Origin of the sequence: Haloarcula salina (assembly GCF_010119195.1) — an archaeon.
Classification (GTDB): domain Archaea; phylum Halobacteriota; class Halobacteria; order Halobacteriales; family Haloarculaceae; genus Haloarcula; species Haloarcula salina.
The window spans coordinates 545,045-571,024 of record NZ_WRXL01000001.1; the positions used below are offsets into that span (position 1 = coordinate 545,045).

General features: G+C 69.1%; 27 protein-coding genes and 1 tRNA gene. 16 read left to right on the top strand and 12 right to left on the bottom strand.

Annotated features, from left to right (window positions below):
* Window position 1: 1 nt before the first annotated feature.
* Window positions 2–1,123: a quinolinate synthase NadA gene (gene nadA / locus GM656_RS02865; protein ID WP_174242936.1), complete on the bottom strand. Its 1,122-nt coding sequence runs from the start codon at window positions 1,121–1,123 to the stop codon at window positions 2–4.
* Window positions 1,124–1,348: 225 nt separating this feature from the next.
* Here nadA and GM656_RS02870 point away from each other — a divergent pair, with 225 nt between their 5' ends.
* On the top strand, window positions 1,349–1,768 hold the full coding sequence (locus GM656_RS02870) for a hypothetical protein (RefSeq protein ID WP_162412140.1): 420 nt from the start codon (window positions 1,349–1,351) through the stop codon (window positions 1,766–1,768).
* Window positions 1,769–1,818: 50 nt separating this feature from the next.
* Window positions 1,819–3,036, top strand: coding sequence for a hydroxymethylglutaryl-CoA reductase (NADPH) (gene hmgA, locus GM656_RS02875; protein ID WP_162412141.1), 1,218 nt, complete (start codon window positions 1,819–1,821; stop codon window positions 3,034–3,036).
* A gap of 19 nt (window positions 3,037–3,055) precedes the next feature.
* On the opposite strand, the gene GM656_RS02880 is transcribed toward hmgA, so the two are convergent.
* Both GM656_RS02880 and GM656_RS02885 read right to left on the bottom strand, forming a co-directional pair.
* Window positions 3,056–3,394: a hypothetical protein gene (locus GM656_RS02880; RefSeq protein WP_162412142.1), complete on the bottom strand. Its 339-nt coding sequence runs from the start codon at window positions 3,392–3,394 to the stop codon at window positions 3,056–3,058.
* A 58-nt stretch (window positions 3,395–3,452) separates the two neighbouring features.
* Window positions 3,453–3,977 (bottom strand): DUF5817 domain-containing protein, encoded by a 525-nt coding sequence (locus GM656_RS02885; protein ID WP_162412143.1) that lies wholly within the window; start codon window positions 3,975–3,977, stop codon window positions 3,453–3,455.
* A 92-nt stretch (window positions 3,978–4,069) separates the two neighbouring features.
* Here GM656_RS02885 and GM656_RS02890 point away from each other — a divergent pair, with 92 nt between their 5' ends.
* The 4 genes from GM656_RS02890 (at window position 4,070) to GM656_RS02905 (ending at window position 9,705) form a co-directional block, all read left to right on the top strand.
* A complete protein-coding gene (locus GM656_RS02890; RefSeq protein ID WP_162412144.1) occupies window positions 4,070–4,408 on the top strand; it encodes a cupin domain-containing protein in 339 nt (112 codons plus the stop codon).
* A gap of 146 nt (window positions 4,409–4,554) precedes the next feature.
* Entirely contained in the window at window positions 4,555–4,992 is a 438-nt protein-coding gene (locus GM656_RS02895) for a universal stress protein (RefSeq protein WP_162412145.1), read from the top strand.
* Window positions 4,985–7,216, top strand: coding sequence for an amino acid permease (locus tag GM656_RS02900; protein ID WP_162412146.1), 2,232 nt, complete (start codon window positions 4,985–4,987; stop codon window positions 7,214–7,216). The genes GM656_RS02895 and GM656_RS02900 overlap by 8 nt, the downstream gene beginning before the upstream one ends.
* A 155-nt stretch (window positions 7,217–7,371) precedes the next feature.
* The gene (locus GM656_RS02905) at window positions 7,372–9,705 is read left to right on the top strand and encodes an amino acid permease (RefSeq protein ID WP_162412147.1); all 2,334 of its coding nucleotides are present in this window, start codon (window positions 7,372–7,374) and stop codon (window positions 9,703–9,705) included.
* Window positions 9,706–9,727: 22 nt separating this feature from the next.
* Here the strand turns inward: GM656_RS02905 and GM656_RS02910 are convergent, their stop codons facing one another.
* The 3 genes from GM656_RS02910 to GM656_RS02920 form a co-directional block, all read right to left on the bottom strand.
* The gene (locus GM656_RS02910) at window positions 9,728–10,276 is read right to left on the bottom strand and encodes a peptidylprolyl isomerase (RefSeq protein ID WP_162412148.1); all 549 of its coding nucleotides are present in this window, start codon (window positions 10,274–10,276) and stop codon (window positions 9,728–9,730) included.
* Window positions 10,277–10,442: 166 nt separating this feature from the next.
* Window positions 10,443–11,378, bottom strand: a complete 936-nt coding sequence (locus GM656_RS02915) for an alpha/beta fold hydrolase (protein WP_162412149.1) — start codon at window positions 11,376–11,378, stop codon at window positions 10,443–10,445.
* 66 nt (window positions 11,379–11,444) lie between these two features.
* Window positions 11,445–12,530: an anthranilate phosphoribosyltransferase gene (locus GM656_RS02920; RefSeq protein WP_162412150.1), complete on the bottom strand. Its 1,086-nt coding sequence runs from the start codon at window positions 12,528–12,530 to the stop codon at window positions 11,445–11,447.
* A 109-nt stretch (window positions 12,531–12,639) separates the two neighbouring features.
* Here GM656_RS02920 and ahbB point away from each other — a divergent pair, with 109 nt between their 5' ends.
* The 3 genes from ahbB to mptA all read left to right on the top strand — a co-directional run bounded on the left by ahbB (window position 12,640) and on the right by mptA (window position 15,440).
* Entirely contained in the window at window positions 12,640–13,710 is a 1,071-nt protein-coding gene (gene ahbB, locus GM656_RS02925) for a siroheme decarboxylase subunit beta (protein WP_162412151.1), read from the top strand.
* An 80-nt stretch (window positions 13,711–13,790) separates the two neighbouring features.
* Window positions 13,791–14,396: a response regulator gene (locus tag GM656_RS02930; RefSeq protein WP_162412152.1), complete on the top strand. Its 606-nt coding sequence runs from the start codon at window positions 13,791–13,793 to the stop codon at window positions 14,394–14,396.
* 108 nt (window positions 14,397–14,504) lie between these two features.
* Entirely contained in the window at window positions 14,505–15,440 is a 936-nt protein-coding gene (gene mptA, locus GM656_RS02935) for a GTP cyclohydrolase MptA (protein ID WP_162412153.1), read from the top strand.
* Window positions 15,441–15,473: 33 nt separating this feature from the next.
* On the opposite strand, the gene GM656_RS02940 is transcribed toward mptA, so the two are convergent.
* Window positions 15,474–16,283, bottom strand: a complete 810-nt coding sequence (locus GM656_RS02940) for a TrmB family transcriptional regulator (protein WP_162412154.1) — start codon at window positions 16,281–16,283, stop codon at window positions 15,474–15,476.
* 101 nt (window positions 16,284–16,384) lie between these two features.
* The gene (locus GM656_RS02945; RefSeq protein WP_162412155.1) at window positions 16,385–17,998 is read right to left on the bottom strand and encodes a DUF255 domain-containing protein; all 1,614 of its coding nucleotides are present in this window, start codon (window positions 17,996–17,998) and stop codon (window positions 16,385–16,387) included.
* A 102-nt stretch (window positions 17,999–18,100) separates the two neighbouring features.
* Here GM656_RS02945 and GM656_RS02950 point away from each other — a divergent pair, with 102 nt between their 5' ends.
* The 7 genes from GM656_RS02950 to GM656_RS02980 all read left to right on the top strand — a co-directional run bounded on the left by GM656_RS02950 (window position 18,101) and on the right by GM656_RS02980 (window position 23,186).
* The gene (locus GM656_RS02950) at window positions 18,101–19,477 is read left to right on the top strand and encodes a cytochrome P450 (RefSeq protein ID WP_162412156.1); all 1,377 of its coding nucleotides are present in this window, start codon (window positions 18,101–18,103) and stop codon (window positions 19,475–19,477) included.
* Window positions 19,478–19,563: 86 nt separating this feature from the next.
* Window positions 19,564–20,127, top strand: coding sequence for an FxsA family protein (locus GM656_RS02955; RefSeq protein WP_162412157.1), 564 nt, complete (start codon window positions 19,564–19,566; stop codon window positions 20,125–20,127).
* 86 nt (window positions 20,128–20,213) lie between these two features.
* Window positions 20,214–20,287 (top strand) — tRNA-Ile (locus tag GM656_RS02960).
* 287 nt (window positions 20,288–20,574) lie between these two features.
* A complete protein-coding gene (locus GM656_RS02965) occupies window positions 20,575–20,727 on the top strand; it encodes a DUF7560 family zinc ribbon protein (protein ID WP_162412158.1) in 153 nt (50 codons plus the stop codon).
* Between the two features lie 133 nt (window positions 20,728–20,860).
* Complete coding sequence (locus GM656_RS02970) at window positions 20,861–21,718, top strand: DUF4013 domain-containing protein (protein WP_162412159.1); 858 nt, start codon at window positions 20,861–20,863, stop codon at window positions 21,716–21,718.
* Window positions 21,719–21,787: 69 nt separating this feature from the next.
* Window positions 21,788–22,021, top strand: coding sequence for a DUF2249 domain-containing protein (locus tag GM656_RS02975; RefSeq protein WP_162412160.1), 234 nt, complete (start codon window positions 21,788–21,790; stop codon window positions 22,019–22,021).
* A gap of 1 nt (window position 22,022) precedes the next feature.
* Window positions 22,023–23,186, top strand: a complete 1,164-nt coding sequence (locus GM656_RS02980) for a hypothetical protein (protein WP_162412161.1) — start codon at window positions 22,023–22,025, stop codon at window positions 23,184–23,186.
* 7 nt (window positions 23,187–23,193) lie between these two features.
* Here GM656_RS02980 and GM656_RS02985 read toward each other — a convergent pair whose 3' ends face one another.
* The 4 genes from GM656_RS02985 to GM656_RS03000 all read right to left on the bottom strand — a co-directional run bounded on the left by GM656_RS02985 (window position 23,194) and on the right by GM656_RS03000 (window position 25,764).
* Window positions 23,194–23,844: a helix-turn-helix domain-containing protein gene (locus GM656_RS02985; RefSeq protein ID WP_162412162.1), complete on the bottom strand. Its 651-nt coding sequence runs from the start codon at window positions 23,842–23,844 to the stop codon at window positions 23,194–23,196.
* Window positions 23,845–23,909: 65 nt separating this feature from the next.
* Complete coding sequence (locus GM656_RS02990) at window positions 23,910–24,980, bottom strand: radical SAM protein (protein ID WP_162412163.1); 1,071 nt, start codon at window positions 24,978–24,980, stop codon at window positions 23,910–23,912.
* On the bottom strand, window positions 24,981–25,292 hold the full coding sequence (locus GM656_RS02995; protein WP_162412164.1) for a CGCGG family putative rSAM-modified RiPP protein: 312 nt from the start codon (window positions 25,290–25,292) through the stop codon (window positions 24,981–24,983). It abuts the gene before it with no gap.
* A gap of 55 nt (window positions 25,293–25,347) precedes the next feature.
* On the bottom strand, window positions 25,348–25,764 hold the full coding sequence (locus tag GM656_RS03000) for an SRPBCC family protein (RefSeq protein ID WP_174242922.1): 417 nt from the start codon (window positions 25,762–25,764) through the stop codon (window positions 25,348–25,350).
* Window positions 25,765–25,980 lie beyond the last annotated feature (216 nt).

Genomic DNA, 25,980 nt, shown 5'->3' on the forward strand with positions numbered 1-25,980 from the left:
GTCAGATCTCCAGCATCCGGTCGAGCGCGACCCGTGCGAGGTCCTTCTCCTCGGGCGCGACCTCGATGACGTTGCGCTCGCGGCCCGCGACCAGTTCTTCGAGGACCCACGCGAGGTAGTTCGGGTCGATCTGGCGCATCGCGTTGCAGTCCATGCAGGCGTCGCCACAGAGCGGCAGGACGTTCACCTCGGGATGCCACCGCTGGAGGTGGTGCGTGAGGTGGATCTCGGTGCCGATGGCCCACGTGTCGCCGGGCTCCGCGTTCGCGACGGTCTGGCAGATGTCGGCGGTCGAGCCGGCCCTGTCGGCGGCCTCGACGACCTCGCGGCGGCACTCGGGATGGACGATGACGTTCGCCTCGGGGTGATCGGCGCGGACCTGCTCGACGTGGTCGGTCCGGAACCGCTCGTGGACCTGGCAGTAGCCCTCCCAGAGGATCACGTCGTTCTCGACGGCGGCCTCGGCGTCGGTCCCCTCGGCGTCCCAGGGGTCCCACTCGACGGTCTCGTCGGCCATGCCGAGCCGGTGGGCCGTGTTCTCGCCGAGGTGCTTGTCGGGCAGGAACAGGACCTTGTCGCCCTTCTCGAAGGCGTACTCGAACGCCTTGTGGGCGTTCGAGGAGGTGCAGACGAGGCCGCCCTGCTCGGCGCAGAAGGCCTTCAGGTCGGCGTAGCTGTTCATGTACGTGATGGGGATGATCTCCTCGTCGGTCGCGGCGGTGAGTTCCGCCCACGCCGCGTCGACCTGGAGCGCCTCGGCCATGCCGGCCATCGGGCAGGACGCCTCCATCGACGGGAGGATGACGCTCTGGTCGTCGTCGGTGATGATATCGGCGGACTCGGCCATGAACGTCACGCCGCCGAAGACGACGTACTCGGCGTCGGACTCGGCGGCCTCCTTCGAGAGCTGGTAGGAGTCCCCGATGAAGTCGGCGTGCTCGACGATCTCCCGGCGCTGGTAGTTGTGGCCGAGGATGACCACGTCGTCGCCGAGTTCGTCGAGCGCCGACTCGATGCGCTCCGTTCGCTCGTTTTCCTCCAGTTCCCGGTATTCGGGGGGAAGCTGTTCGAGGTTGTCGTACTTGAAGAGACTCAGGTCCGTTTCGAACGCTGCCATTTCCATTTCGGGCACGATGTATCCACCTGTGAGTACACTAGCCTTCGGACTAGGATGTTGAAAAGATTTTATCTTCAATGGTGCCCCGTGGAGAATATCGGAGTCGGTATCGAGTACATTGTTCGTACATGGTACGGTTTGACAACCGACAGTTCCGGGGAACCGACCCCGATCGCCCGAGGTCCGCGGCGGAGCAAACGTTATTGTTGAATAATCTAAATATGTTTGTGTATGACACGCATACTCAAAGCCTCCGGCTTCCTCGGACTGGCGGTGATGATGACCGTGGGCATGTACCAGTTCGTTCTCCTGTCGGGCGGGAGTTCGGTCCCTGGGTGGATGACCGGCGGGCACGCGCACCTGGGAGTCCTGTCGATTCTGGCCATCGTGATGGGCTTCGCCGTTCCGGCGCTCGACGTGACGGGCACCCTCAGGACGGCCGTCACTGGGCTGTACGTCGCCGGCCAGTGGGGAGTCCCCGGCATCGTCTGGCTGGGCGAGGGCGCGGGGCTGACGCTCCTCCTGCCGACCGGGTTCCTCTGGGGCGGCTGTCTCATCGCGTCCATGCTCATCATGTTCTACGTGACGGTCACGGGGGAGAGCGGGCGCACGGAGAGCGGACCGGCCGGAACGCCGGCGGCCGATGACTGAGACGGAGCGCAAGAGCAACTGTTAGGGGGGCGGCCCGCTACCGGCCCTGTATGACCGACGCTGACGCCGCCGACCTCGCACAGCGGGTCCGCGAGGGCGACCTGCGGCTCTACGAACTGGAGGACCACGCCGACGCCGACACCGCCGCCGCGGCCCGGAGACACCTGCTCGCCGAGGAGACCGGAACCGACCTCGGGGCGGTCGGCGACTACGCCTTCGACGCCGCCGACGCCGAGAGCAACGTCGAGAACATGATCGGCGCTGCGCAGGTCCCGATGGGCGTCGTCGGCCCCCTGCCCGTCGACGGCGGGGCCGCCTCGGGCGAGCACCACCTGCCGCTCGCGACCACCGAGGGCGCGCTGCTGGCCTCGGTCAACCGCGGCGTCTCGACCATCCGGAACGCCGGCGGCGCGACCGCTCGGGTCCTCAAGTCGGGGATGACCCGCGCGCCGGTGTTCAAGGTCGAGGACGTGGCCGCCGCCGGCGAGGTGTCGGCCTGGGTGCGCGAACACGTCGACGACCTCGCCGAGGCCGCCGAATCCACGACGAGCCACGGCGAGCTACAGGACGTGACGCCGTACGTCGTCGGCGACAACGTCTTCCTGCGCTTCGACTACGACACCAAGGACGCGATGGGGATGAACATGGCCACCATCGCCACGGAGGCCGCCTGCGAGGTCGTGGAGGCCGAGACGCCCGCCGACCTCGTCGCGCTGTCGGGCAACCTCTGCTCGGACAAGAAGCCCGCCGCCATCAACGCCGTCGAGGGCCGGGGCCGCACCGTCGCGGCCGACGTGCTCGTCCCCCACGAGCAGGTCGAGGAACGGCTGGACACGACCACCGAGGCCATCGTCGAGGCCAACACCCGCAAGAACCTCGTCGGCTCGGCGAAGGCGGGCGCACTCGGCTTCAACGCCCACGCCGCGAACGTCGTCGCCGCCGCCTTCCTCGCGCTCGGTCAAGACATCGCGCAGGTCGTCGAGGGGAGCAACGCCATCACGACCGTCGACGCCCGCGAGGACGGACTGTACGCCTCCGTCACCATCGCCTCGCTCGAAGTCGGGACCGTGGGCGGCGGGACGAAGCTCCCCACGCAGGCCGAAGCGCTCGACGTACTGGGGTACGCCGGTGGCGGCGACCCCGCCGGGAGCAACGCCGACGCGCTCGCGGAGGTCATCGCCGCCGCGGCGCTGGCCGGCGAACTCTCACTGCTCGCGGCGCTGTCCTCGCGGCACCTCTCCTCGGCACACGCCGAACTCGGTCGGTGAGCGCGGGCCGCGACGCCGACTACGCCGCGCCGTTCTCGCCCGACCGCGCCGCGCGGATCGACATCGCGAAGCACGCCAGCCCGTAGACGGCGGCCACCGCGTACAGCCGCCTGTCGAGGTTCAGCAGGACGACAAGCCCGAACAGCCCCCAGACGCCGGCGAATCCCACGTGACGCCACCAGTAGCGCGGGTCCGGTCGGTGGGTCGCGAGCGCGGCGTTGGTCCCCGAGAGCGCGAAGGCCGCGAACGGGAGCAGGGGAAGGCCGGCCACCTCGAACGGCCCGAAGAGGAAGAGCACGACGACGACGCCGAGTAGGGCGGTGTCCAGCGCCCGGAGCCGCGAACCCTGGTCTGTCATCGGCGGGAAGTCGACCTCGGAGCGAATAAATCTGTCTCGGCTGCGGCGGCGAAAGCCATCATAGGCGTCGGTACTGGCCCCGGTTCTCTGAGAGGTCGCCGGCCCGGACGAGTTTCGCCAGGGCGCGCTCGGTGTAGGACGCCGGAACGCCGCGCTCCTCGGCGTAGGCGACGACGGCCGACTCGGTCGGCTCGTCGAGGTCGCGCACCGCCGCCAGTACCGTTTCCTTCCGACTCGACCCGCTCGTGGCACCCCGTTCGGCGCGCTCGGCGGCCGCGGACACGGCGTCGGCGTCGACCCCCGAGGCTTCGAGGTAGGTCTCGTCGTCGACGCCCGCGTCGTCTAGCTGGCCCTCCATCTCCGCGTAGGAGTCCAGTTCGGCGAAGGCGTCGCCCTGGCCCTGCCGGTTCGCGAGCATCGAGGCCCTGACCTCGCGGGCGTGGGCCTCGTCGTCCGTCTCGACGAACTTCCGGCGCTTCGCGTGCTTCCGGCGCGTCCCACAGCGCGGGCACTGGGTCGTCTCGGGCCGCCCCTCCGTGACCCACAGCGCGCTGCACTCGCTACAGCCGACCACCGCGTACATGCTACCCGCTCGGGCCGCACGCGTAGTGAATCCACCGACGACCGATGCCGGGGGACGAAGGCTTAGGTGCGGCGGCCGAGACAGGTCCGGCCATGGAAGAAGTCCCACAGGCGGCCTGCGAGACCGTCGAAGCGGTCGAGGGAGTCCACCTGACACAGCTGGCCGTCGGCGAGCGCATGAGCGTCCAGCAGTTCCACATCGAGCCCGGGGCCGCAGTTCCCGAGCACAGTCACCACCACGAGCAGGTGGGGTACGTCGCGAAGGGGACGTTCACCTTCCACGTCGACGGCGAGGAGTACGTCATCGGTCCGGGCGACTCCTACGTCATCCCGGGCGGCGAGCCCCACGAGGCCCGGAACGACGGCGAGGAACCGGTCAGCGGCATCGACGTGTTCAGCCCGCCCCGGGCGAACCCGGACTGGCAGGACTGAGTCGGTCGGGCCGCCGGCCGTCGGGTGACTCCGGTGACGATGGCGGGAGTTAATACGTATGCAGAACTGGGTACCTGATATGCTGCGGACAGCCTCGCTGCTCTCACGACCGACGCCGACTGGTCTCGTCGCCACGGGGGGAGACGATGAGTGACCTCCTGGAGAACGTCCTGCTCCCGGTCGCGAGCGAGGAAGACGCGCGCACCTCCGCGCGAGCCCTCACCGGCCACGACTACGGGACGGTGACCGTCGTCCACGTCGTCGAGAAGGCCGACGGCGCGCCCGACAAGGCGGGCGTCGAACAGCGCGAACAGGCGGCCGAGGAGATGTTCGAAGCCGCTCGGGCCGTGCTTGGCGACGTGGAGACCGACGTGCTGTACGGCTCCGACGTGGCCGAGACGATCTTCGACGCCGCCGCCGAACGGAACAGTTCGGCCATCGTCGTCACGCCGCGCGGCGGGAACCGGTTCGTGCAGCTCATCACCGGCGACGTGGCGCTGCACCTCGTGACCGACACGGACCGACCCGTCGTGGTACTGCCCGACGACGAGACCGACACAGACCCACCGGACACCGATGAGTGACGGCGAACTCGCGAAGGACATCGGCCCGCTCGCGGCGCTGACCATCGGCGTCGGGACGATGATCGGGGCCGGCATCTTCGTCCTGCCGCGGACGGCCATCAGCCAGGCCGGGTCGTTCGCCATCGTGGCGTTCACGGTCGGCGGGGCGATCGCGCTCCTGACGGCGTTCTCGGCCAGCGAACTCGGGACGGCCATGCCCAAGTCCGGCGGGGCCTACTACTACGTCAACCACGCGCTCGGCCCCATGTTCGGCTCCATCGCCGGCTGGGCGAACTGGCTCGGACTGGCCTTCGCCTCAGCGTTCTACATGGTCGGCTTCGGCCAGTACATCCAGCAGATCTTCGGGCTCTCGACCGCCGTCGGTGTCGGGCCGATCTCGCTCGACCCGGTGAAGCTCATCGCGCTCGGCGGGGCCGCGCTGTTCATCGCGGTCAACTACATCGGCGCGAAAGAGACCGGGCGGCTCCAGAACGTCATCGTCGTCATCCTCGTCGGAATCCTGGCCGTGTTCACCATCTACGGCGGCCTGCAAGCCGATCCGTCGAATCTCCCGCCGACGGCCGGGTTTAGCGATACGATGGCAGTCACCGGCATCATCTTCGTCTCCTATCTCGGCTTCGTCCAGATCACGAGCGTCGCCGAGGAGATACAGAACCCCGGCGTCAATCTCCCGCGAGCGGTCATCGGGAGCGTGCTGCTGGTGACGGCGATTTACGCGCTGGTTTTGCTGACGATGGCAGCCGCCGTCGAACCGGGGTTCATCAACGGACTGCCGACCGAACAGATCGCCGTCGTCGAAGTCGCCCGGATACTGCTCGGGCCAGTGGGGGCCATCGCAATGTTGCTCGGCGGCCTGCTGGCGACGGCCTCCTCGGCGAACGCCTCGATTCTCGCCTCCTCGCGAATCAACTTCGCGATGGGACGAGACGGCATCGTCAGCGAGTCCCTCAACGAGATTCATCCGCGCTTTGCGACCCCGTACCGCTCGATCGCGGTGACGGGCGGGCTCATCCTGCTGTTCATCGCCGCGGGGACCGTCGAGACGCTGGCCTCGATGGGGAGCGTGCTTCATCTGATAATATACGGGCTGTTGAACGTCGGACTCATCGTGATGCGCGAGGGCGAACCCGCCGAGTACGACCCGGACTACACCGTGCCGCTGTACCCAGTGGTCCCGATTCTGGGGACGCTAACGTCGCTGGGCCTCATCGTGTTCCTCCCGCCGGTGGCTATCGGTCTGAGTGGGGCCCTGGTCGTGGGGGCCGTCCTGTGGTACTTCGTCTATGCACGCTCGCGGGCCACGAAGGAGGGGATCCTCTCGCAGTTCATCCTCTCGCGGTCCGACGAGATGCCCGACGCGGCGGTCAACGCCGCGACCGGCGTCCAGCCGGACGGCGGGAACTACCGCGTGATGGTCCCCCTCGCGAACCCCGAGCACGAGACGGATCTCATCACGCTGGCCAGCGCGGTCGCCAAACAGCGCGGCGGAACGGTCGTCGCGACCCACATCGTCTCCGTTCCCGACCAGACCGCGCTCGCGGGCGCGGCCGAGCGCGCCGACGAGATCGACGAGACCTCGGAGCGCCTGCTGGCGAGCGCGAAGGAAGACGCGAAGACGTTCGGCGTCGACGTGGAGACGAGAACCATCATCTCCCACAAGTCCTTCGAGGCCATCTTCGACGCGGCCAAGTCCCACGACGCGGACCTCGTCGTGATGGGCTGGGGCCCGGACTCCCACGGCTCGCCCGGGCGGGCCGAGTCGGCGATGGACGAACTGACCGAGGCGGTTCCGTGTGACTTCCTCGTCATGCGCGACCGCGGGTTCGACCCCTCGCGCATCCTCCTGCCGACCGCCGGCGGCCCGGACTCGGATCTCACGGCCTCCATCGCGAAGCTGCTCCAGGCCGAGTACGACTCCGAGGTGACCCTGCTCAACGTCGCGGACGAGGGCGAGCGCGACGACGCCGAGGCGTTCCTCGAAGCGTGGGCCGACGAGCACGGGCTCGCCGACGCGACGCTCCGCATCGAGACGGGCGACGTGGAGACGGCCATCGAGTCGGCCGCCGAGGACGCGACGCTCCTGTTCGTGGGCGCGACCGAGGAGGGACTCCTGCGACGGCTCGTCGGCGGTTCCATCGTCCTCGACGTCGTCGACGACGTGGAGTGCACCGTGGTCCTCGGCGAGAAACACCGCCACCGAGGCCTGCTCGAGCGCCTGTTCTGAGCGGTCAGCGGGCCGGTCGCGATCCCAGCGCAAACACCTCGATCCTCGCCGTTCCACGCCTACAATGGTCGAAACCGGCAGACAGAGGCCGAGAGCGAGAAGGTAACTCGAACGATACTATTACGTGTCGACTGGGGTAATCAGTTGCCAGACGAATGGTCGAGCACACACGAACGCTAGACTTCAAGATCGCGTTCGCGATCGGGCTGGGGACGATGATCGCCGCCGGGATCTTCTCCCTGTCGGGCACTGCCGTCGCAGCCATCGGGTCGAGCGCCGTCATCGCGTTCGTCATCGCCGCCGTCATCGCGGGGGTCACCGCCGCCGCGTACTCCGAGTTCGCATCCGTCTACTCCGAGAACGGCGGCGGCTACCTCTTCTGTTCGCGGACATTCGAGGACCGGGACCTGCTGACGTACAGCATCGGGATGTCGCTGTTTCTCGGTTACACCGGCACGACGGCGTTCTACCTCGCGACGATGGACGAGTGGGTCGTCCGCTTTATCCTCCCCGAATCGCTGCACTTCCTGCCACACGGGACCGCCGGCGTGGCGACGGCGCTCCTGCTCGGGATCCTCAACGCCCGCGGGACGGAGGAGAGCGGGAGCTTCCAGCTCATCGTCACGGGCGCGAAGGTCGCCGTCCTGCTCGCGTTCATCGGCGGCGCGTTCGCCTTCCGCGGGCCCTCGGCGGCCGTGGGGAAGTTCGCCGGAAACTTCGGCGGCGGCCCGGTCGACATCCTCGCCATCTCCGCACTGGCGTTCATCACGTTCTTCGGCTTCTCGGCAATCGCGGCCAGCGCGGGCGAGATCATCAAACCGAAGCGGACCGTCCCGCGCGCCATCGCCGCGAGCATCCTCACGGTGACGGTCCTCTACGCGTTCGTCATCATCGCGATGGTGAACTCGCCGGTCCCCGCAGAAATCATCGCTCAGGAGGGCGAGACGGCGATGGGCCGCGTCGCCGCCTCGTTCCTCGGGAGCATCGGTGAGAGCCTCATCGTCGCGGGCGCCATCTTCTCGATGGTGTCGGCCTCGAACGCGTCGATCCTCGCCGCGAGCAGCATCGGCTCGCTGATGGGGACCCGCGGACAGGCCCCGCGGCGGTTCTCGCGCATCCACCCGGACTACGGGACGCCGTCCTGGAGCGTGGCCACCGCGACGGCGACCATCGTCGCGCTCATCGTGTTCTTCATCGCGCTGTTCCCCGCCGAGGGCGGTCTACTCGACGGCCTCGGCCTCCATCTCGGGCTGAACGCCCTGACCGGCTTCGCGACGCTGAATCTCCTCTTGCCGCTGGCCGTCGTCAACGTCGCGCTCATCTACTCCCGACGGCGGTTCCCGGACATCACGCGCGGCTTCCGCGTCCCCGGCGTCCCGGTCGTCCCGGTGATCGGCGTGCTCGCGAACCTCGGCCTCATCTACAACCTCCCGCCGAAAGGCGTCGTGACCGGGCTGGTGCTGACGGGCGCGATGGTCGTCGCGTACCTCGCCTGGGGCGGTGCGCCGGAGACAGAGGACCTGCTCCGCGAGGTGGTCCCGGAGACGCCGGCGTCGAGCGCGGCGGACGGGAGCGAGGGCGAAGCGGCCGCCGAGACCGGCGGCTTCCGCGTCCTCGTCCCTATCGCGCGGCCGGACCGCGCCGTCCGCTACGTCGAACTCGCGGCGGCGCTCGCGAAGGTGTCCGACGAGGACCCGATCGTCCACGTCCTCAACGTGACCCAGGTGCCCGACCAGACGCCCTGGGAGTCCGTTCAGGAGACGGCGAAGGCTCGCACCGAACGCATCCGGTCGGAACTGGACGAGAACGACTACGGTGCCGAACTGCACATCGAAGGACACACCTGCCGTGACGTGGCCTTCGACATCCTGCAGACGGCGCGAGACGACGACGCCGATCTCGTCCTCATGGGCTACCCCGAGCGCCATCAGGACGTGACCGAGACCGTCGAGCGCGAAGCCCCCTGCGACGTGTTCTTCGCCGACAAGACCACGTCCGCGGACGACCTCGACGTCATCAACATCGGTGCGGGCGGCGGCCCGCACCACCAGGCCGTGCTCCCGCTCGTGAACGCGCTCGGCCAGCAGGGGAGCGAACTCCATCTCATCAACGTCAGCACCGAAGACGAGGGGACGAACGAGGCCTCCGGGACGACGCTCGACGCGCTCGAAGGCGTCGAGACGACGCAGGTCCACAACGTCCGGGCCGGCTCAGTCGCCGACGGCCTCGTGGAGACCGCGGCGGAGAACGGCGGCGTGCTGGTCATCGGCGCGTCGCGGGACCGCTGGCTCAGACAGGCGCTGTTCGGGAGCACGCCGGACGAGGTCATCGCACTCGCCGCCGAGCGAGACGTTCCGGTCCTCGTCTACGCCAGCCAGACAGGCGTCTCCGGCCGGCTGAGCGAGCGGCTGTTCCCGGTCGCGCGGTACCTCAGAAAACGGCTGTCGCGGTCCGGTCCGCAGCAGGGGTCGAGTCCCGACTGGAACTGACTTCGTCTCGTCGCTGACGGCCTTATCGGTGGATTTCGACGGATTCGAGCAGCATCTCCTTGTTCGGGGCGTCCCGCGGGTCGGTGTCGACGCCGCCGATCTCCTCGACCACGTCCATCCCGTCGGTTACCTGTCCGAAGACGGCGTGCTTGCCGTCGAGATGAGGCGTGGCGTCGAGCGTGATGAAGAACTGCGAGCCGTTGGTGTTCGGGCCGCTGTTGGCCATGCTGAGGACGCCCGGGCCGTCGTGGGTGAGGTCGTCGTGGAACTCGTCGTCGAAGGAGTAGCCGGGGCCGCCGCGGCCGGTCCCGGTCGGGTCGCCCATCTGGATCATGAAGTCGTCGATGACGCGGTGGATCTCGACGTCGGTGTACAGCGGATCGATCCGCTTCTCGCCGGACTCGGGGTCGGCCCACGCACCGGTTCCCGGACCGACGTCGGTCCCGTCGTAGTCGTCTGCTCCCTCGGCCAGGCCCACGAAGTTCTCGACGGTCGTCGGCGCGCGCTCGTCGTACAGTTCCACCTCGATGTCGCCCGCTGTCGTGTGCAGGGTCGCGGTCAGATCGCTCATACCCGTCCGGAGGATTGCCCGGCAGAAAAGCCTGCCCACTACGCGCCCACCGGACAAGGGTTCTTGTACCGGGGCGGGGCCAGCGCCGCCGTGTCCTGAACGCCACCGCGCGGCGGCGAGCGGGAGTCCGACGCACCGCCGCGCGCCCGAGCGCGTCGGCTGTTCGCTACTGCGTGAGATGCGACAGCAGCAGATCCGTCACCCGCTCGGGCGCGTCGGCCTGCACCCAGTGGCTCGCCTCGGGGAGCCGCTCGACCCGGCAGTCAGGCACCCAGCGGTCCAGGCCCTCCGTGAGCGAGACGCTCAGGGCGTCGTCGCGCTCGCCCCAGACGAGCAGCGTCGGCGCGTCGACCGGGAGGTCGCCGACGCCGCCTCGCGTGACTGTCAGCCACGCGTTGCGCTGGGCGATCGATCGGTAGTAGTTGAGTGCGGCCGTCAGCGCGCCCGGCCGGCCCAGCGCGCGCTTGTACCGAGCCACGTCGGTGTCGGTAAACGCGTCGGATCGGGTCGGCCCCGTCCTGAGCAGTCGCTCCAGCAGCGCGAAGTCCCGCGCCCGCATCGCCGCCTCCGGCAGCGCCGGGAGCTGCGCGACGCCCACGTACCACGAGCGGAGCACCTGCGTCGGCGAGGTCCGCAGCGCCCGCTCGTAGGCGGAGGGGTGCGGCGCGTTCAGCGCCGCGAGCCGGTCGACGACGTCGGGTCGGTCGATAGCCGCCTGCCAGGCGATCAGTCCGCCCCAGTCGTGTCCGACCACGTGTGCGCGGTCGCGATCAAACGCCGCAACGAGGTCCGCCACGTCGCCGACCAGTTCGTCGAGGTGATAGGCGTCGACGCCGGACGGCTTCTCGGAGCAGTTGTAGCCGCGGAGGTCCGGCGCGATCACGCGGTATCCCGCCGCCGCCAGCGCCGGGAGCTGGTGGCGCCAGGCGTACCAGAACTCGGGAAATCCGTGGAGCAGGAGCACCAGCGGGCCGTCTTTCGGTCCGGCGGTGACGGCGTGCAAGCGAACGCCGTCGGCGTCGACCCAGCCGTGGGCGCCCGGCGTGTCAGCCGCGGAGACGGTCCAGTCGGTCGCGTCGTCGCGCTCGCCGGGCGGTTCCATCGCTCCGTAGTTGGTCCGCCGACGGAAAACGGTGCGGGTCGATTCGCTTCGCGACTGGCTGATCCGTCAGAACGACCGGAGCGCGTCGAGCGTGTCGGCGGCGCTGCCGTCGTCGATAGCCGCGCGGGCCTGGTCAAGTCCGTCCTGAATGCTGTCGGCGTCCTCGCGGGCGTAGCTGCGGAGCGCGGCGTTGAGCGCCACGGCGTCCGCGAAGCCGTCGTCGCGGTCGCCGGCCACGACGGCCTCGGTGATCTCGGCGGACTGCGCGGCCACCTCCTCGACGCCGAGGTCCTCGCTCTCGATGTCCATGCCGTAGTCGCCGGTCCGGATCTCGAAGTCGGCGATGTCGTCATCGTCGGCGTCGTCGCCCTCGACGGGCCACTCGGCGACGATGGTCTCGCCGGGGCGCACGTCGTCGTAGCCCTCCATCCCCTGGAAGAACAGCGCTCGCTCGACCGACGTGGTCTCTGACTCTTTCAGGGTACGGACCATCTTCTTCGCGAAGGCGAGGTGGTAGAAGCTCCCGAGGTGGACGCTGGCGTTCGCGGGGTTCGCGAGCGTCTCGACGGTGTTGACGAACGTCCGGACGCCCATGTTGTCACGGCGGTCGAACAGGGCGTCGATACCGGGGTTGAACGCGGGCTGGTAGTAGAAGCCGAAGCCGACGTCGTCGACCATGTCGGCGCTCTCCTGCGGGTCGAGTTCGGTCCGGACGCCGAGTTCGTCGAGGACGTGCTTGTAGGCGTCCTGCTTCTGTGTCGGGACGCGGTCGCCGGAGTGGACGACGATCGGCGTGCCCGCCGCGGCGGCGACGACGCCCGCGGCGACCCCGAGGATGGCAGAGCGCCCCTTCCCGTCGTAGTTGGCTCCGCAGTCGACGGGGTCGGCGTCGGGTTCGGCCGTCGCGACCGACTCCTCGGCCATCACGTCGACGTACGCGCCGAGTTCCTCCGGGTTGTTTCGCTTCCAGCGGTTGGCGAGCCAGAACGAGCCCAGCGTCGTGTGGTCCGGTTCGCCGCCGAGGATTCGCTGAAACGCCTCCCGGGCCTGGTCGCGGGTCATGTCGTCGGCCGACTTCGGTCCCGAGCCGACGACTTCCGTCACGAGTCGTTTGAGCGGCCATTCGCCGTATTCCCGGGTCGCTTGTGCCATGCGAACGCGTTCGGGCGCGAGTCCAAAAGCCCCTGCGTTTCGTTCTCAATTTGCGGGAACTGGCCCGTCTCCCGAAAGGGATACACCGTTTGCTTCCTAACGGAGACCAATGAGCCTCCAGTCGGGCGACTGGCGCGAGCGCATCGACGAGGTAGACGCCGCCCTCATCGACGAGTTCCAGAGCGGGTTCCCGATCGAGGAGCGACCGTTCGAGGCCGTCGGCGACGCGCTCGGCGTGTCCGGCGACGAGGCGCTCGACCGGGTCGAACGGCTCCGCGACGACGGCGTCTTCCGTCGGTTCGGTCCGGTTCTCAATCCGCCGGTCATCGGGTCCTCGACGCTCGCGGCCGTCAGCGCGCCCGAGGACCGCTTCGACGAGATCGCCGAGGTGATAAACGGGTACCGGCAGGTCAACCACAACTACGCCCGCGACCACGAGTGGAACATGTGGTTCGTCGTCACCGCGGGGTCCAGACAGCGCCGCGACGAGATCCTGGCAGACATCGAGGCGCGGACGGGGTGTTCGGTGCTCGTCCTCCCGATGCTGACCGACTACTACATCGACCTGGAGTTCCCGGTCGTGAACGGCGACCGGTTCGCCCGGGAGACGGGCGCGGGACGTAGCGAGCGTGCGAGCGAGCGCCTGGGCCAGACTGACGCGAGCGCCACGCGCATCAGCGAGGACGCGGCCGCGGACCTCTCGGCACTCGACAGGCGGCTCGTGCTCGAAATCCAGGGCGGGTTCCCGCTGGTGGCGACCCCGTATCGCGAGGTGGCCGAGGCCGTCGACGCGGACGTCGCCGACGTACTGTCCGCCATCGAACGGCTCCAGCGCACTCACTGCATCAAGCGCATCGGCTGCGTCGTCAACCACATCGCGACCGGGTTCGACAGCAACTGCATGGTCGTCTGGGACGTGCCCGACGGCGCGCTCGACGACCGCGGCGAGGCCGTGGGCGAACTCCCGTACGTGACGCTTTGCTATCACCGCCCCCGGCGACCGGAACAGGGCTGGTCGTACAATCTGTTCACGATGATTCACGGGCGCGAAACGGCCGCCGTCGACGAGAAGATCGACGAACTCGCCGGCGAGTATCTCCCATACGACCACGACAGACTGTACTCGACAAAGACGCTCAAACAGACCGGGGCACGCTACGACGACATCGTCGGTCAGTAGCTATACCTTGCTAAATCAGGCTACACGGCCGCCGTAACCCCCGGAACCCTTTTCTTATTCTACCCGGAACGTGGTAATCAATGTCACAGAGTCGGCGAGCGAACGTCCTCGTGGTCGACGACGAGTCCGACGTGGCCGACACGTATGCGCGACAACTGCGCGAACGGTACACGGTCGAGACGGCCTACAGCGGCGAGGAGGCCCTCGAACGGCTGAATCCGTCCGTCGACGTCGTCTTGCTCGACCGACGGATGCCCGACCGCACCGGGGACGAGGTTCTGTCGGCGATTCGCGACGACCGATACGATGCGCGCGTCGCGATGGTCACCGCCGTGGAGCCGGACTTCGACATCATCGAGATGCCCTTCGACGACTACGTCGTCAAGCCGGTGACGGAGGCCGACCTCGTCGAGACGGTCGAGCGCCTGACGCGCTACGCCGACTACGAGGAGCGGCTGCGCGAGTGTTACTCGCTGACTGCGAAGTACGCCGCCCTGCAGTCCTCGAAACCGGACGCGGCCCTCGAAGAGAGCGAGGAGTTCGCGGACCTCGAAGCCGAACTGACGGCGGTCCGATCAGAGCTAGACGAAATTAGCGCGTCGTTCGACGCGACCGACTTCGAGGCGCTGTTCCGGGAGTTCGAGACCGACGACGGGAGCGGTGGCGCGACCGACCACACGACGTAGGCCGGGTCGGCATCCAATGGTCGCGCCGGGCGACGATACGGACTGCGGTCCGCGTGAGGGGCTGTCCCTTTCGAAAGCACTAACCGAGTCTCTTCCATAGGAAGGCCAATGAGTCAACAACTCCCGGACGTGCAGGCGTCGAGTCCGGACGTAACGGTCGGCCTCAATCGCGTCGGTGTGACGGGCGTCGAGAAGCTCGTCAAGCTGGGGCGTCGCGACCGCGACCCGATCGTGCTCATGGCGGAGTTCGAAGTGTTCGTCGACCTGCCCTCCTGGCGGAAGGGCGCGGACATGTCCCGCAACATGGAGGTCATCGACGAGACGCTCGAGACCGCCGTCGCCGAGGAGGCCTACCGGGTCGAAGACGTGTGCGGCGACGCCGCCGAACTCCTGCTCGAGAAACACGACTACACGACGAAAGCGGAAGTTCGGATGGAAGCCGAGTACGTCACCCACGAGAAGACCCCCGAGTCGGGGATGGCCACCCAGTCGACGGCCGACATCATCGCCTCGGCGACCGCGACCGAAGACGGGACGAGCGAGGAGATCGGCGCTCGCGTCACCGGGATGACGGTCTGTCCGTGCTCGCAGGGGATGTCCGCCTCCCGCGCCCGACAGACGCTCCGTCAGCTCGACGTGGAGGAGGACGTCATCGAGGAGTTCCTCGAGACCAACCCGCAGGCGGGCCATTCCCAGCGCGGCCACGCCACCCTGACCGTCGAGAGCGACGGCGCGCCGGAGGTCGACCTGAACGACCTCATCGAGGTCGCGCGGGACTCGATGAGCGCCCGCATCTACAACCTCGCGAAGCGGCCCGACGAGGACCACATGACCTACGAGGCCCACAAGGACGCCAAGTTCGTCGAGGACTGCGTGCGCGCACTGGCCGAGGGCGTCGTCGAGACGTTCCCGGACCTCGACGACGACGCCATCGTGACCATGAAGCAGTCCAACGACGAGTCCATCCACCAGCACAACGCCCACGCCGAGCGCGTGGCGGCACTGGGCGACCTGCGCGCGGAAGTCGAAGACGGCGAGCGCTGAGCGAGAATCCGGGGCGAACTGAGGAACGCGCGCTCAGCGCGGCGGTCCGATGGGCGTCGCCTCGGCCCAGTGTTCCGCGAACGCGTCGCTGATGTCGCTGGTGAAGTCCGGGTCCTTGAGGTCGATGACGCCGAACGTCTCCTCCCGGCCGAGCGGATGGGGGACCTCGATACAGACCTCGATCTGGTCGAGCAGTTCGAACGTGGTCGTGATGTTCGGGCTGGCGCGGGCGCTGTAGTTGTCGTAGGGCGAGAGGCGGTCGTAGTACTCGCGGTTGGCTTCCTCGGGGAGGTTCTCGAAGAGGTCGGGACGGACGAGCAGAGACACCTCGACGCCGCGTTCCAGCGCGGCCTCGAGTTCGTCGACGATGCGCTCGGTCCCGGACCGGATGTCGACCTGCCGGGCGGGCGCGGAGCCGACCATGACGATCTCCCGGTCCGCGGCGGCCAGCCGCTCTAAGAGGAGGTCCAGCGAGTCGTCCGGTCCGACCGCGGCCGTCCAGAACGGCTCCTCGACCGGCTCGGCGGATTCGAGCTGCGAGGACAGGTCGTCGACGATGTCCTCGTACTGGTCGACCTTCTCCTGGAGTTCGCGCTTCTTGTCCTCGAGCAGTCGGTCCAGCGCCGTGTCCGGCTCGACCGCGACGTACTTCTTCGGCCGGCTGGCGGTCTGGCTGCGGATCAGATTGTAGGTCTCGAGGCTGTTGAGCACGTCGTAGATGCGCCCCATCGGAACGTCACTGGCGCGTGACAACTCTTTGGCCGTTGTCGGCCCGGTTTCGAGTAGCGACCGATACGCTCGGGCCTCGTACTCGGAGAGCCCGAGGTCTCTGAGACTCGACATACGCACACATCGGCGGAGCGCGGCAAAAACTTATTGGATGTTTACCGTTTGTCTCCGTTTTCGACCGTTGTCCAGCGGGCGTCAGACGACCGCGGTCCGCCTCACTCCGCGCCGGTGAGCGCGCCTTCCAGTTCGGCCGGCGTCGCGCCCTCCGCGACGACGGCGTCGCCGTCGAGCAGTCGCGCCGTGCCGTCGCCGTCGGGGTCGGGGACGACGGTGGTCTCGTGGTCGGCCATCCGGAGCGCGGCGCGGTGGAGGTCGGTCCCGGCCTCCGTGCCGACGGTGAGGCGCTGGGGGTGCTGGAGGCGGGCCGCGACGGCGGCGTAGCCGGCCACCTCGACGCCCATCCGCTCGGCCGCACCGGCGAAGGACTCGACCGCGTCGAGCGCGGTCCGGTGGTACCGCTCCTCGCCGGTCAGCGCCGCGAGGTCCACTAGCGCGTCCGCGAGTTCGACCGTCGCGTCGAGCGGGTGGAGCGACCGGCCACAGAGGCCCGCGCCCGAGTCCGGGCCGTCGCGGAACGCGCCGCTGTCCTGCTGGCGGTGCTCGATGGTCCAGTCGGCGACGGCCCTCGCGGGGCCGGGCTCGCCGAGCACCTGCCAGCTCGTCGTCAGCCCCTGGAGGAGCCGGGCCTGGTCGAGCAGGAGGCCCGTGTCGCTCGCCGGCCCGTCGTAGTGGGCCACCTCGCCGCCGTCGACGAGCGTGTCGCAGACCGCGTCGCGCGCTCGCTGGGCGTACTGCCGGGCGCGCTCGTCGTCGGTGTAGGCGGTGACCCACAGCAGGGCGTCGACCGCCAGCCCGTTCCGGTCGGCGAACACCGTCTCGTCGACGTGGGGCGGCGTCCGGTCCTCGCGGTCGGCCGCCTCCAACCGGTAGTACTCGTCGTCGCCGGCCTGGCTGGCCGCGAAGGCCTCGCCCGTCCACTGCGTCGTCGTGAGGTAGTCGACGGTCCGCTGGGCGGCGTCGCGGTAGGCCTCGGTCCCGGTGTAGCGGTAGCCGTGGGCGAACGCCCGGACCAGCGCGGCGTTCTCGTCCAGCAGTTTCTCACGCCGCGGGTTCCCCCAGTTGCGCTCGGTCGCGTAGCGGAAGAAGCCGCCGTCGTAGGTGTCGAGCAGGTGCGTGCGAATCGCCTCGAGCGTCCGCGTCGCCTGGTCGCGCGCCCGGACCAGCGCGAACTCCACGGTCCGGGGCAGCGGGAACTTCACGTCCGAGCCCCAGCCGCCGAACTCGTCGTCGAACGCGCCGAGCAGCTGTTCGACCATGTGCTCCTCGATGCGCGGCCGCAGGTCGCCCGCCGGCGGCGCCTCGTCCTGGAGCTGTCGCGGGACGGAGCCGGCGGCGGCCCCCTGCGCGTCCCACGACTCGCGGACCGAGTCGAGGATGCCGCGGAAGCCGTCCGGGCCGAGGAACGTCGCGCCCGTGATGACCTCGCCGTCGGGCGTGAGAAACACCGTCGACGGGAAGCCGCCCATCGTGTAGCGCTCCCGGACGCGGGGGTTCCGGTCCGCGTCGACGCGCACGGGGACGAAGCCGTCGTTGATGTTGGCCGCGATGCGGGGCTCGCCGAACGTCCGGCGGTCCATCTCGCGACACTCCGCGCTCCACGGGACGGTCAGCGCCAGCAACACGGGCCTGCCGGTCTCAGCGGCGGCGTCGAAGGCGTCGGGCCCCCACTCGCGCCACTCCACTTTGGTCTCGCTCGCGAACTCGTCCATACGGGGCCTCGGCGGCGGGCGTACAAAGGCCCTCTCATAGGCACTGTCGACGGCCCCGCTCCCGACGAAAGACCGATTGGCCGGGCGACCCAAGTGTCGCCGATGGACGCCCTCCGCGATTCGATCGAACCGTCCGAACCGGTCACGCCCGGCGACCGCCCGCCGCGCCTCGGTCGCGTCCCGCTCGTCGACAACACCGTCGGGATGCTGCGGGACCCGCTCGGCTTCTACGACCGCGCCGGCGACCACGCGGCCGACGTGGTCGGCTACAACGTCGCCGGGACGACTGGCTACTTCGTCTGTCACCCGGACCTGGTGGAGCGCGTGCTCGTCACCGACGCCGCGTCCTACGAGAAGGGCGCGCTCCTCCGGCGGTCGCTCGGCCGCTTCATCGGCGAGGGGCTGTTCCTGCTGGAGGGCGAGGAGTGGCGCGAACAGCGGACGGCGCTCCAGCCGGCGTTCTTCCGGGAACGGATCGCCGCCTACGGCGAGACGATGACCGACTTCGCCGCGCGGACCGCCGCAGAGTGGTCGGACGGCCAGCGCCTCGACGTGCGCCCGCACATGCAGTCGCTGACGCTCGACATCCTCGGCAAGACGCTGCTGGACGTGGACATCGAGACGACAGCCGACGCGCTGGAACCCCTGCTCGACGCGCTCCGCCATCGCCTCGACCCCCGGTCGCTGTCCGCGTACCTCCCGCTGTGGGTTCCGACGAAAACGAACCGCGCTGTCACTCGCTCACTCGCCGACTTCCAGGCCACCCTGGACGAGGTCGTCGCCGCCCGCAGGCGCGAGGACGACGCGGCCCGCGACCAGCGCGACGACGTGCTCTCCCTGCTGCTCTCGCTCGGCGAGGAGACGATGGACCGCGAGCGTCTCGGTCACCAGCTCCTGACCTTCCTCGTCGCCGGCCACGACACGACGGCGCTGACGCTCACCTACGCGTGGCTCCTGCTCGCGAACGACCCCGACGCCCAGGGGCGCCTGCACGACGAACTCGACGACGTGGTCGGTGACCGCCGACCGACGCCAGACGACCTGTTCGATCTGCCCTACCTCGACGCCGTGCTGAACGAGGTCCTCCGGCTGTACCCGCCCGCGTTCACCGTCTTCCGTCAGCCGACGGAGCCGGTGACGCTCGGCGGCTACGACATTTCGCCGGGAGCTCAGCTCACCCTGCCGCAGTGGCTCGTCCACCGCGACGAGCGCTGGTACGACGAGCCCGACGCGTTCCGTCCCGAGCGCTGGATCGACGGCCTCGAAGCCGCCCTGCCGGACTACGCCTACTACCCCTTCGGCGGCGGCCCGCGCCACTGCATCGGGATGCGCTTCGCTCGAATGGAAGCCAAGCTCGCCCTGGCGACCATCGCCCGGGAGTACGCCGTCGAGGCAGTGACCGAGCCGCCGCTGTCGCTGGCGATGCAGATCACGCTCAGCCCCACCGAACCGGTCGAAGTTCGCGTCCGCGAGCGCTGACACCGCCGTCAGAGGGCGCGCACGTCATCGGCGCGAAGCGATGCCACTCTCGAAAGGCGTTTGGGGGCGGACCTGCAAGCGGTGGTATGCTCCGGGTCATCGGGCTGCTGTTGCTCATCCCGCTGTTCGACATCGTGCTGCTGGTGACGGTGGCGATTCCCTATCTCGGCCCGCTCGTCACGGTCGCCCTCGTCGTCCTGACGGCGCTCGTCGGAATGCTGCTCGTCCGCGCCGAGGGGCGTGCCACGCTACGGACGATACAGGAGAAGCTGGCGACCGGCGAGCTCCCGACCGACGAACTCGTCGACGGCGGACTGCTCATCGCCGCCGGCGCGTTCTTCCTCACGCCCGGCCTCGTGACCGACTTCGTCGGCCTCCTGCTCGCAGTCCCGCTCACCCGCTACCCGGTCCGGGTCGCCACGCGCCGCTGGGTCGTCCGCCCCTACATCGACTCCAAGACCGGCGGCTTCGCCAGCGGGCAGGTGTACATCGGCGGCTTCCCCGACGAGGACGGCGGTCCCGCGGGTCCCGGCGCGGCCGGCCCCTCCGGCCCCGGCGACGCCCCCGACGGCGGCGCGGGCGGCTCCGGCTCGTCCTTCGATCGCGACGACGCCACCGATATCGACTTCGAGGAACGCGACGAACACTGAAGCCCTGCCGCGGTTTCACATCCCCAGGCGCCCGCGAAACGTTACCCTTTTCAATACCCCTCGGGTACTGGAATATACGCTCATCCGGGCCAATAGCTCAATCAGGTTGAGCGCTCGGCTGATAACCGGGAGGCTCTCGGTTCAAATCCGAGTTGGCCCACTCCCTTTCCGGGTGGTTTCCAGCCCATCCAATTCACCACTCTCAAGCCCTCAGAGACTCCTTTTCTGCATCTCAGAAATATACCCATAGAGGTCATTCTGACAATCCCGGCCGCAACCGTGGCGGCCCCCTCCGCCGTCTGCGATACATCGTAGCCACGACGAGGGGCGAGAGTCTGTACCGCTCCATCTCAATCCGATCGCCGTCCGAGTGAGCGCGCAGGACCCTATAGGACCGTCAAATCGGGGGTGACGGTCCTTTGTCCGTCCCCACGGGGTGACGGATACATGGCAGACTTCCGCTTTACCTGCCCGGACTGCGGGGCGAGCACGGTCGTCGACGGCGGGGTTCGAGAGCGGCTCTTGGCGGTCGGCTGCCCGGTCTGCGGGCGACCGGTCGGGAGCGCCGCGTTCGTCGATGCGACCTCCGCGGAGCAGTGACGTCGGCGGGGACCCGCTCGCAGTTGTATCACCGGGACGGCTGTTTCGTCTGCGACACGTAAACGGCGGCCGCGTGACTGATTTTTCAGGCCGAGCATAACCTATTTAAAATAGACCAGAGACTGATACTGATATGATAGAAGACGCGCTCCGGTATCAGACGCAGGGCGACGACTGGCTGAAACGCGTGGCCATCGGCGGCGGCGTGCTCTTTCTCGGGTTCCTGCTCGTCCCGCTGTTCACCTTCCAGGGCTACATGCTGGAAGTGATGCGCCGGGTGATGCGCGGGGAGACGGAGACGCCGCCCGCGTGGGGCGACCTCGACCTCGTGGAGACGACCGTCGACGGGGTCCGACACACCGTCGTCGTGCTGGGATACGGGCTGGCACTGCTCGTCGTCCTCGCCGTTCCGGGCGTGGTGATGTTCGTGGGGATCGCGGGCGAGTCGGGCGCGCTGGCGGTGCTGGGCGTGCTCGTCGGCGGACTCGTCTACCTCGCCGGCGTGCTCGCGATGGCCGCGGTCCTCCCGGTCGCGACGGGGAACTTCGTCAAGGAGGACAGCATCGCCGCCGGCTTCGACCTCGACGTGCTCCGGGCCGTGGTAACGAACCGAACGATGCTGATGGCCGTCCTCATGGCGTTCGCGGTCAACATCATCGTCTCGGCGGTCAGCAGCGTCCTCGGATTCACCATCGTCGGCTACCTCCTCGTGCCGTTCGTCGCGTTCGTCGGGCAGTCGGGGATCATGTACATCTGGGCCGAGGGATTCGCAGACGCCTACGAGGAAGAGTACGGCGAACCGCCGCTCGCGCCCGAAGCGGGGTTCGGCGCGGGGACTGACGCCACGACAGGCGTCCGCGACGAGTCCACCGACCGGGTCGCGGGTGAGACGGACGACGACTCTGCGACCGGCTGGGACGACGACTCGACGAGCGCGTGGGACGACGACTCGACGGGCGACTGGGACGACACCGGCGACGACCGGTACTGACGGTCGGCCGGCGCGGCGGCGAACACGTTCGGGGCAAACCCCTGACGAACTGCCGCCGTGACTATCGGTATGAGCACCGACTCGCAGGGCGGCGTTCGCGAACTGGACGTGCGGCGCGTCGAGGGCGAACCGTTCTCGGACATCATGGAGGCGCTCGACGCCATCGAGGGCGACGAGCGGCTCCGGCTGGTGAACAGCTTCGAACCGGTTCCGCTGTACGGCGTCCTCGAAGAGCGCGGCTTCAGCTACGAGGCGGAACAGATCGCCGACGAGGAGTGGCACGTCACGGTCCGGCCGGAGTGAGATGGGGATAGCGCGCGCCTCGCGGTGGTTCGTCGCGGCGGGCGCGCTGTTTTTCCTCGGCGTCCAGCTTGCGATAGCCGCGGGCGCGCCGCGTCGGACGGTCGTGACCCTGGGGCTGTACGGCTTCGTCCTGCACGTCGCGTTCGGGAAGGCCTACGCGCTCGTGCCGTCGTACTTCGAGCGGTCGCTGGCGTGGCCGACCGCGCCCGCGATCCAGTGGCCGCTGTCGGTCGCCGGGACCGCCGCGCTGGCCCTGGCTCCGGCAGGGCCGGCGTGGCTCGACCCGGCGGGGACGGCGCTGTGGGCCGGCAGCGTCGCGATCTTTCTCGGGACGCTCGGCTGGACGATCCGCGACAATCCGACCGGCGCGGCGACGGGGACCGGTGACGCGAACGCCCACCGGCGGCCGGTCGACAGGCGCGCGAACGCGGTCGTACCGGTGGCGCTCGGCTACCTGTCGCTGGCCGTCGTCGCGGCGCTTGCGGGCGCGTTCGGATCCGGCTGGCTCGCCGACCAGCAGCGCTCGCACCTGCTGGCGGCGGGGACGGCCGCCCTGCTCGTCTTCGGGGTCGGCTTCCGCCTGTTCCCCCGGTTTCTCGTCGCCGAGCCCCCGCGGCGACTGGTGGCGGTCGTGTTACTGACCGGAGCCGTCGGGCCGGCGCTGCTCGCGTTCGGACTGTTCTCGCCGACCGTCCTGCTCGTCGGCGGCGTCGTCGAGGCCGTCGCCGTCCTCGGGTTCGCCGTGTCGTATCTCGTCCTGTTCGCCCGCTCGGACCGCCGCCGGGTCGGCTTCTACGCGGTGGCGCTTGGGGCCGTCGCCGGCGTCGCCGGCGTTGGACTCGGGCTGGCGATGGCCGTGACCGCCCGCGAGCCCGCGCTGGTCCGGGCCCACTACCGGCTCATGCTCGTGGGCTTCCTCGGACTGACTGTCGTCGGGGCGGCGTACCAGTTCTATCCGCCGGCGGTCGGGACCTGGCCGCTCGCGTCCGACCGGACGGCGCTCGGCTCCATCGCACTGCTCGGCGGCGGACTCGGTCTCCAGGTGGTCGGGGCGCTCCTCGGGCACGACCTCGTCTCGGCGGTCGGCGCAATCCTCGGAGTCTCGGGAGCGGCGCTGTTCGCGTATCTGCTGTTCGCGGCGTTCGACCGCCGTCGCGGCCGGTGAGGGCGGGCTACGCCTCGACGATGCTGTCGAGCAGCTTCGTCTGGGCCGCCGCGAGGTGCTCCGCGAACGTCGACACCGAGATGTCGAGTTCCGTCGCCACGTCGCCGGCGTTCGCCCCCTTCGGATACTCGAAGTAGCCCATCTCGACGGCCGTCTCCAGCACCTCGCGCTGGCGGTCGGTGAGCGTGCTCCGGTCGACCAGGATCGAGTCGACCGGATCGACCGAGCCGTTCTGGCGCATCGACCGGAGCGAGACGCCGTCGTACAGCTCCTTCAGACGGGTGACGATAGCGCGGACGCGGTCGATGTCCGGCGCGTGAAACGTCATCTGGAGCTGTCCGCCCTCGGCGCGGATGTCGGCGACAGGGCACTCGAAGCGCTCGACCGCCTCGCAGACGCAGTCGGTCCGCGTCCGGGTGAACTGGTACCGCGTCCCGTTGCCCGTGACGAACACCTCGTCGAGGTCCGACCGATCGTCGAGTGCCGTCTCGCCGTCGTCGTCCGCCGCGGTGAACTCCTCGATGACTCGCCCGTCCGCGTCCGGACTGCTCCTGGCCACGTCCGTCATCGCCGTCCCGGCCTCCTCGGAGACGCTCGCCACCGGGCACGCGCCGGGGGAGTCGACCGATAGTTCCACTCTGATGCCCGAGTCACTCATGTTCGATAGTTCCCGTCAGGCCTACAAAACGCACGTGGCGGATTCCCACGGAGTGAAAAAGCCCCTCAATCCGCCGGGTGCTGGTCGGGGACGGGCCCGTCGTAGCCCGCCGGCTCGTAGCCACACAACGGATCAGCGGCCAGCGGGTCGCCGGTCGCCGCGTAGGCGCGCGACCGGCTGCCGCCGCAGACGGCGCGATACTCGCAGGCCCCGCACTTGCCCGTCAGCGCGTCGTCGTCTCTGAGCCGGCGGAACAGGTCCGAGTCGCGGTAGATGTCGACGACGCTCTCGTCGGGGACGCTCCCCGCCGATTGCGGGAGGAACCCGGAGGGGAACACCTCGCCGGTGTGGCTGACGAAGGCGAACCCCTTGCCGGCGCGGATGCCGAGCCGCCGGCGGAAGTCGCCGTCGTCGTCGCTCTCCTCCAGCGCCACGCGCCGGTAGTGGGGCGCTTCAGTCGTCTTGACGCCGAACCCGGCGTCCTCGCTGACCTCGTGGAGCCACGACATGACACGCTCGGCCCGGTCGGGGTCGATGGGGGTCAGCACACGGCCGCGGCCGACTGGGACGAGGAAGAAGACGGACCACAGCACCGCGCCGAGGTCGTCGACGAGGTCGCGGATCGCCGGGAGTTGCTCGACCGTCTCGGCGCAGACGGTGGTGTTGATCTGCAGCGGCACGCCGAGGTCGCGGGCCGCCTCGGCGGCCGCCATCGTCGCCTCGAAACTGCCGTCCTCACCGCGGAAGGCGTCGTGGGCTGCCCGGTCGCCGCCGTCGACCGACAGCGCCAACCGCCGGAGGCCGGCGTCGTCGAGGTCGGCCAGCCGCTCCCGCGTGAGCGAGGCCGTCCCGCTGGGCGTCAGCGTCATCCGGAGGCCCTGCCCGGTCCCGTACTCGATCAGCTCGGACACGTCCTCGCGGGCGAGCGGATCCCCGCCGGAGAGCACGACCAGCTGGCCCTCGCCGAACTCGCGGGCCTGATCGAGGAGGGCCTTCCCCTCGGCGGTCGAGAGCTCGTCGGGGTGACGACGGGGCTGGGCGTCGGCCCGGCAGTGCTTGCACGCCAGTTCGCAGGCCTGCGTGAGCTCCCAGATGAGGACCAGCGGCCGCCGGTCCAGGTCGAGTTTCCCGCGCATCTACGCCTCCCGACGGACGTGGACGCGGGTGACGTGGCCGCCACAGCCGCACTGGTCGACGTACTCGGCGGTGACGGCGTCGCCGAAGCGGTCCTCGAGCGCGTCGAACAGGTACGTCTCGGGGTGGCCGTGGGCGGCGTGACTCACTAGGTTGACGTGGTTGCCCGCCGTCGTCTTCTCGACGGCGTCGACCGCCTGTGCGACGACCAGCGACCGGTCTTCGGCGTGTTCGGGCGTTTCCAGGTTCGCCGACCAGGAGTTGTCGTGGACGGCGTCGGTGACCGGTGGGACGTTCTCGTGGACGCGGCTCATGGGCGACCGTAGTCGGCCCGGACCCCTCGGTCTGCTCCCGCAGATGTTCGGGGGTTTATCCCTGCACCTGCTCGTCGAGCCAGTCGAACTGGCGGTTCAGTTCCTTGCTGCGCTGGCGCGAGACGATGGTCGAGTCGATCATCGTCCCGAGGACCGGGAGATCGAGCGCCGTGTACTCCGTGGTCGCCGTCACCTCTGTCCCCCCGTCGACGGCCTCAACGGTGTAGTCGGTGACCATCGACTCGAAGATGCCCTCCCGCTGCTCGTAGGTCAGTACGGCGTCGGTCTCGATCAGTTCGACCACCAGTTCGATCTGGAACAGGCCGACGTGGTTCTGGATGACGACGGTGTCGCCCTCGACCGTCACGTCGTCGAAGCCCGCGGCCCGCATGAACGGCTCCACGTCGGTGATGCGGTCGATTACCGTGTCCGGGTCGGCGTCGACCGTCCGGGTCAGCGAGACGCGCTCCATACCGGATGGCGTTCGCCCGACGGAATAAGCGTTCGCCACGACCGCACGTGTTCGGACCGGCGCTCTTGGTCGCGGTCGGCCTGCGTTCCGTTGGTCGCGGTCGCCCCGTCCGCGACTAGTGTCCCGCCCTTGCCACCCATGCGCAAGGTTCATCTATCGCGCCGACGAAACCGAACATGTTCGGCAACACGGCCGCGGGACCGGGGCGAATATATT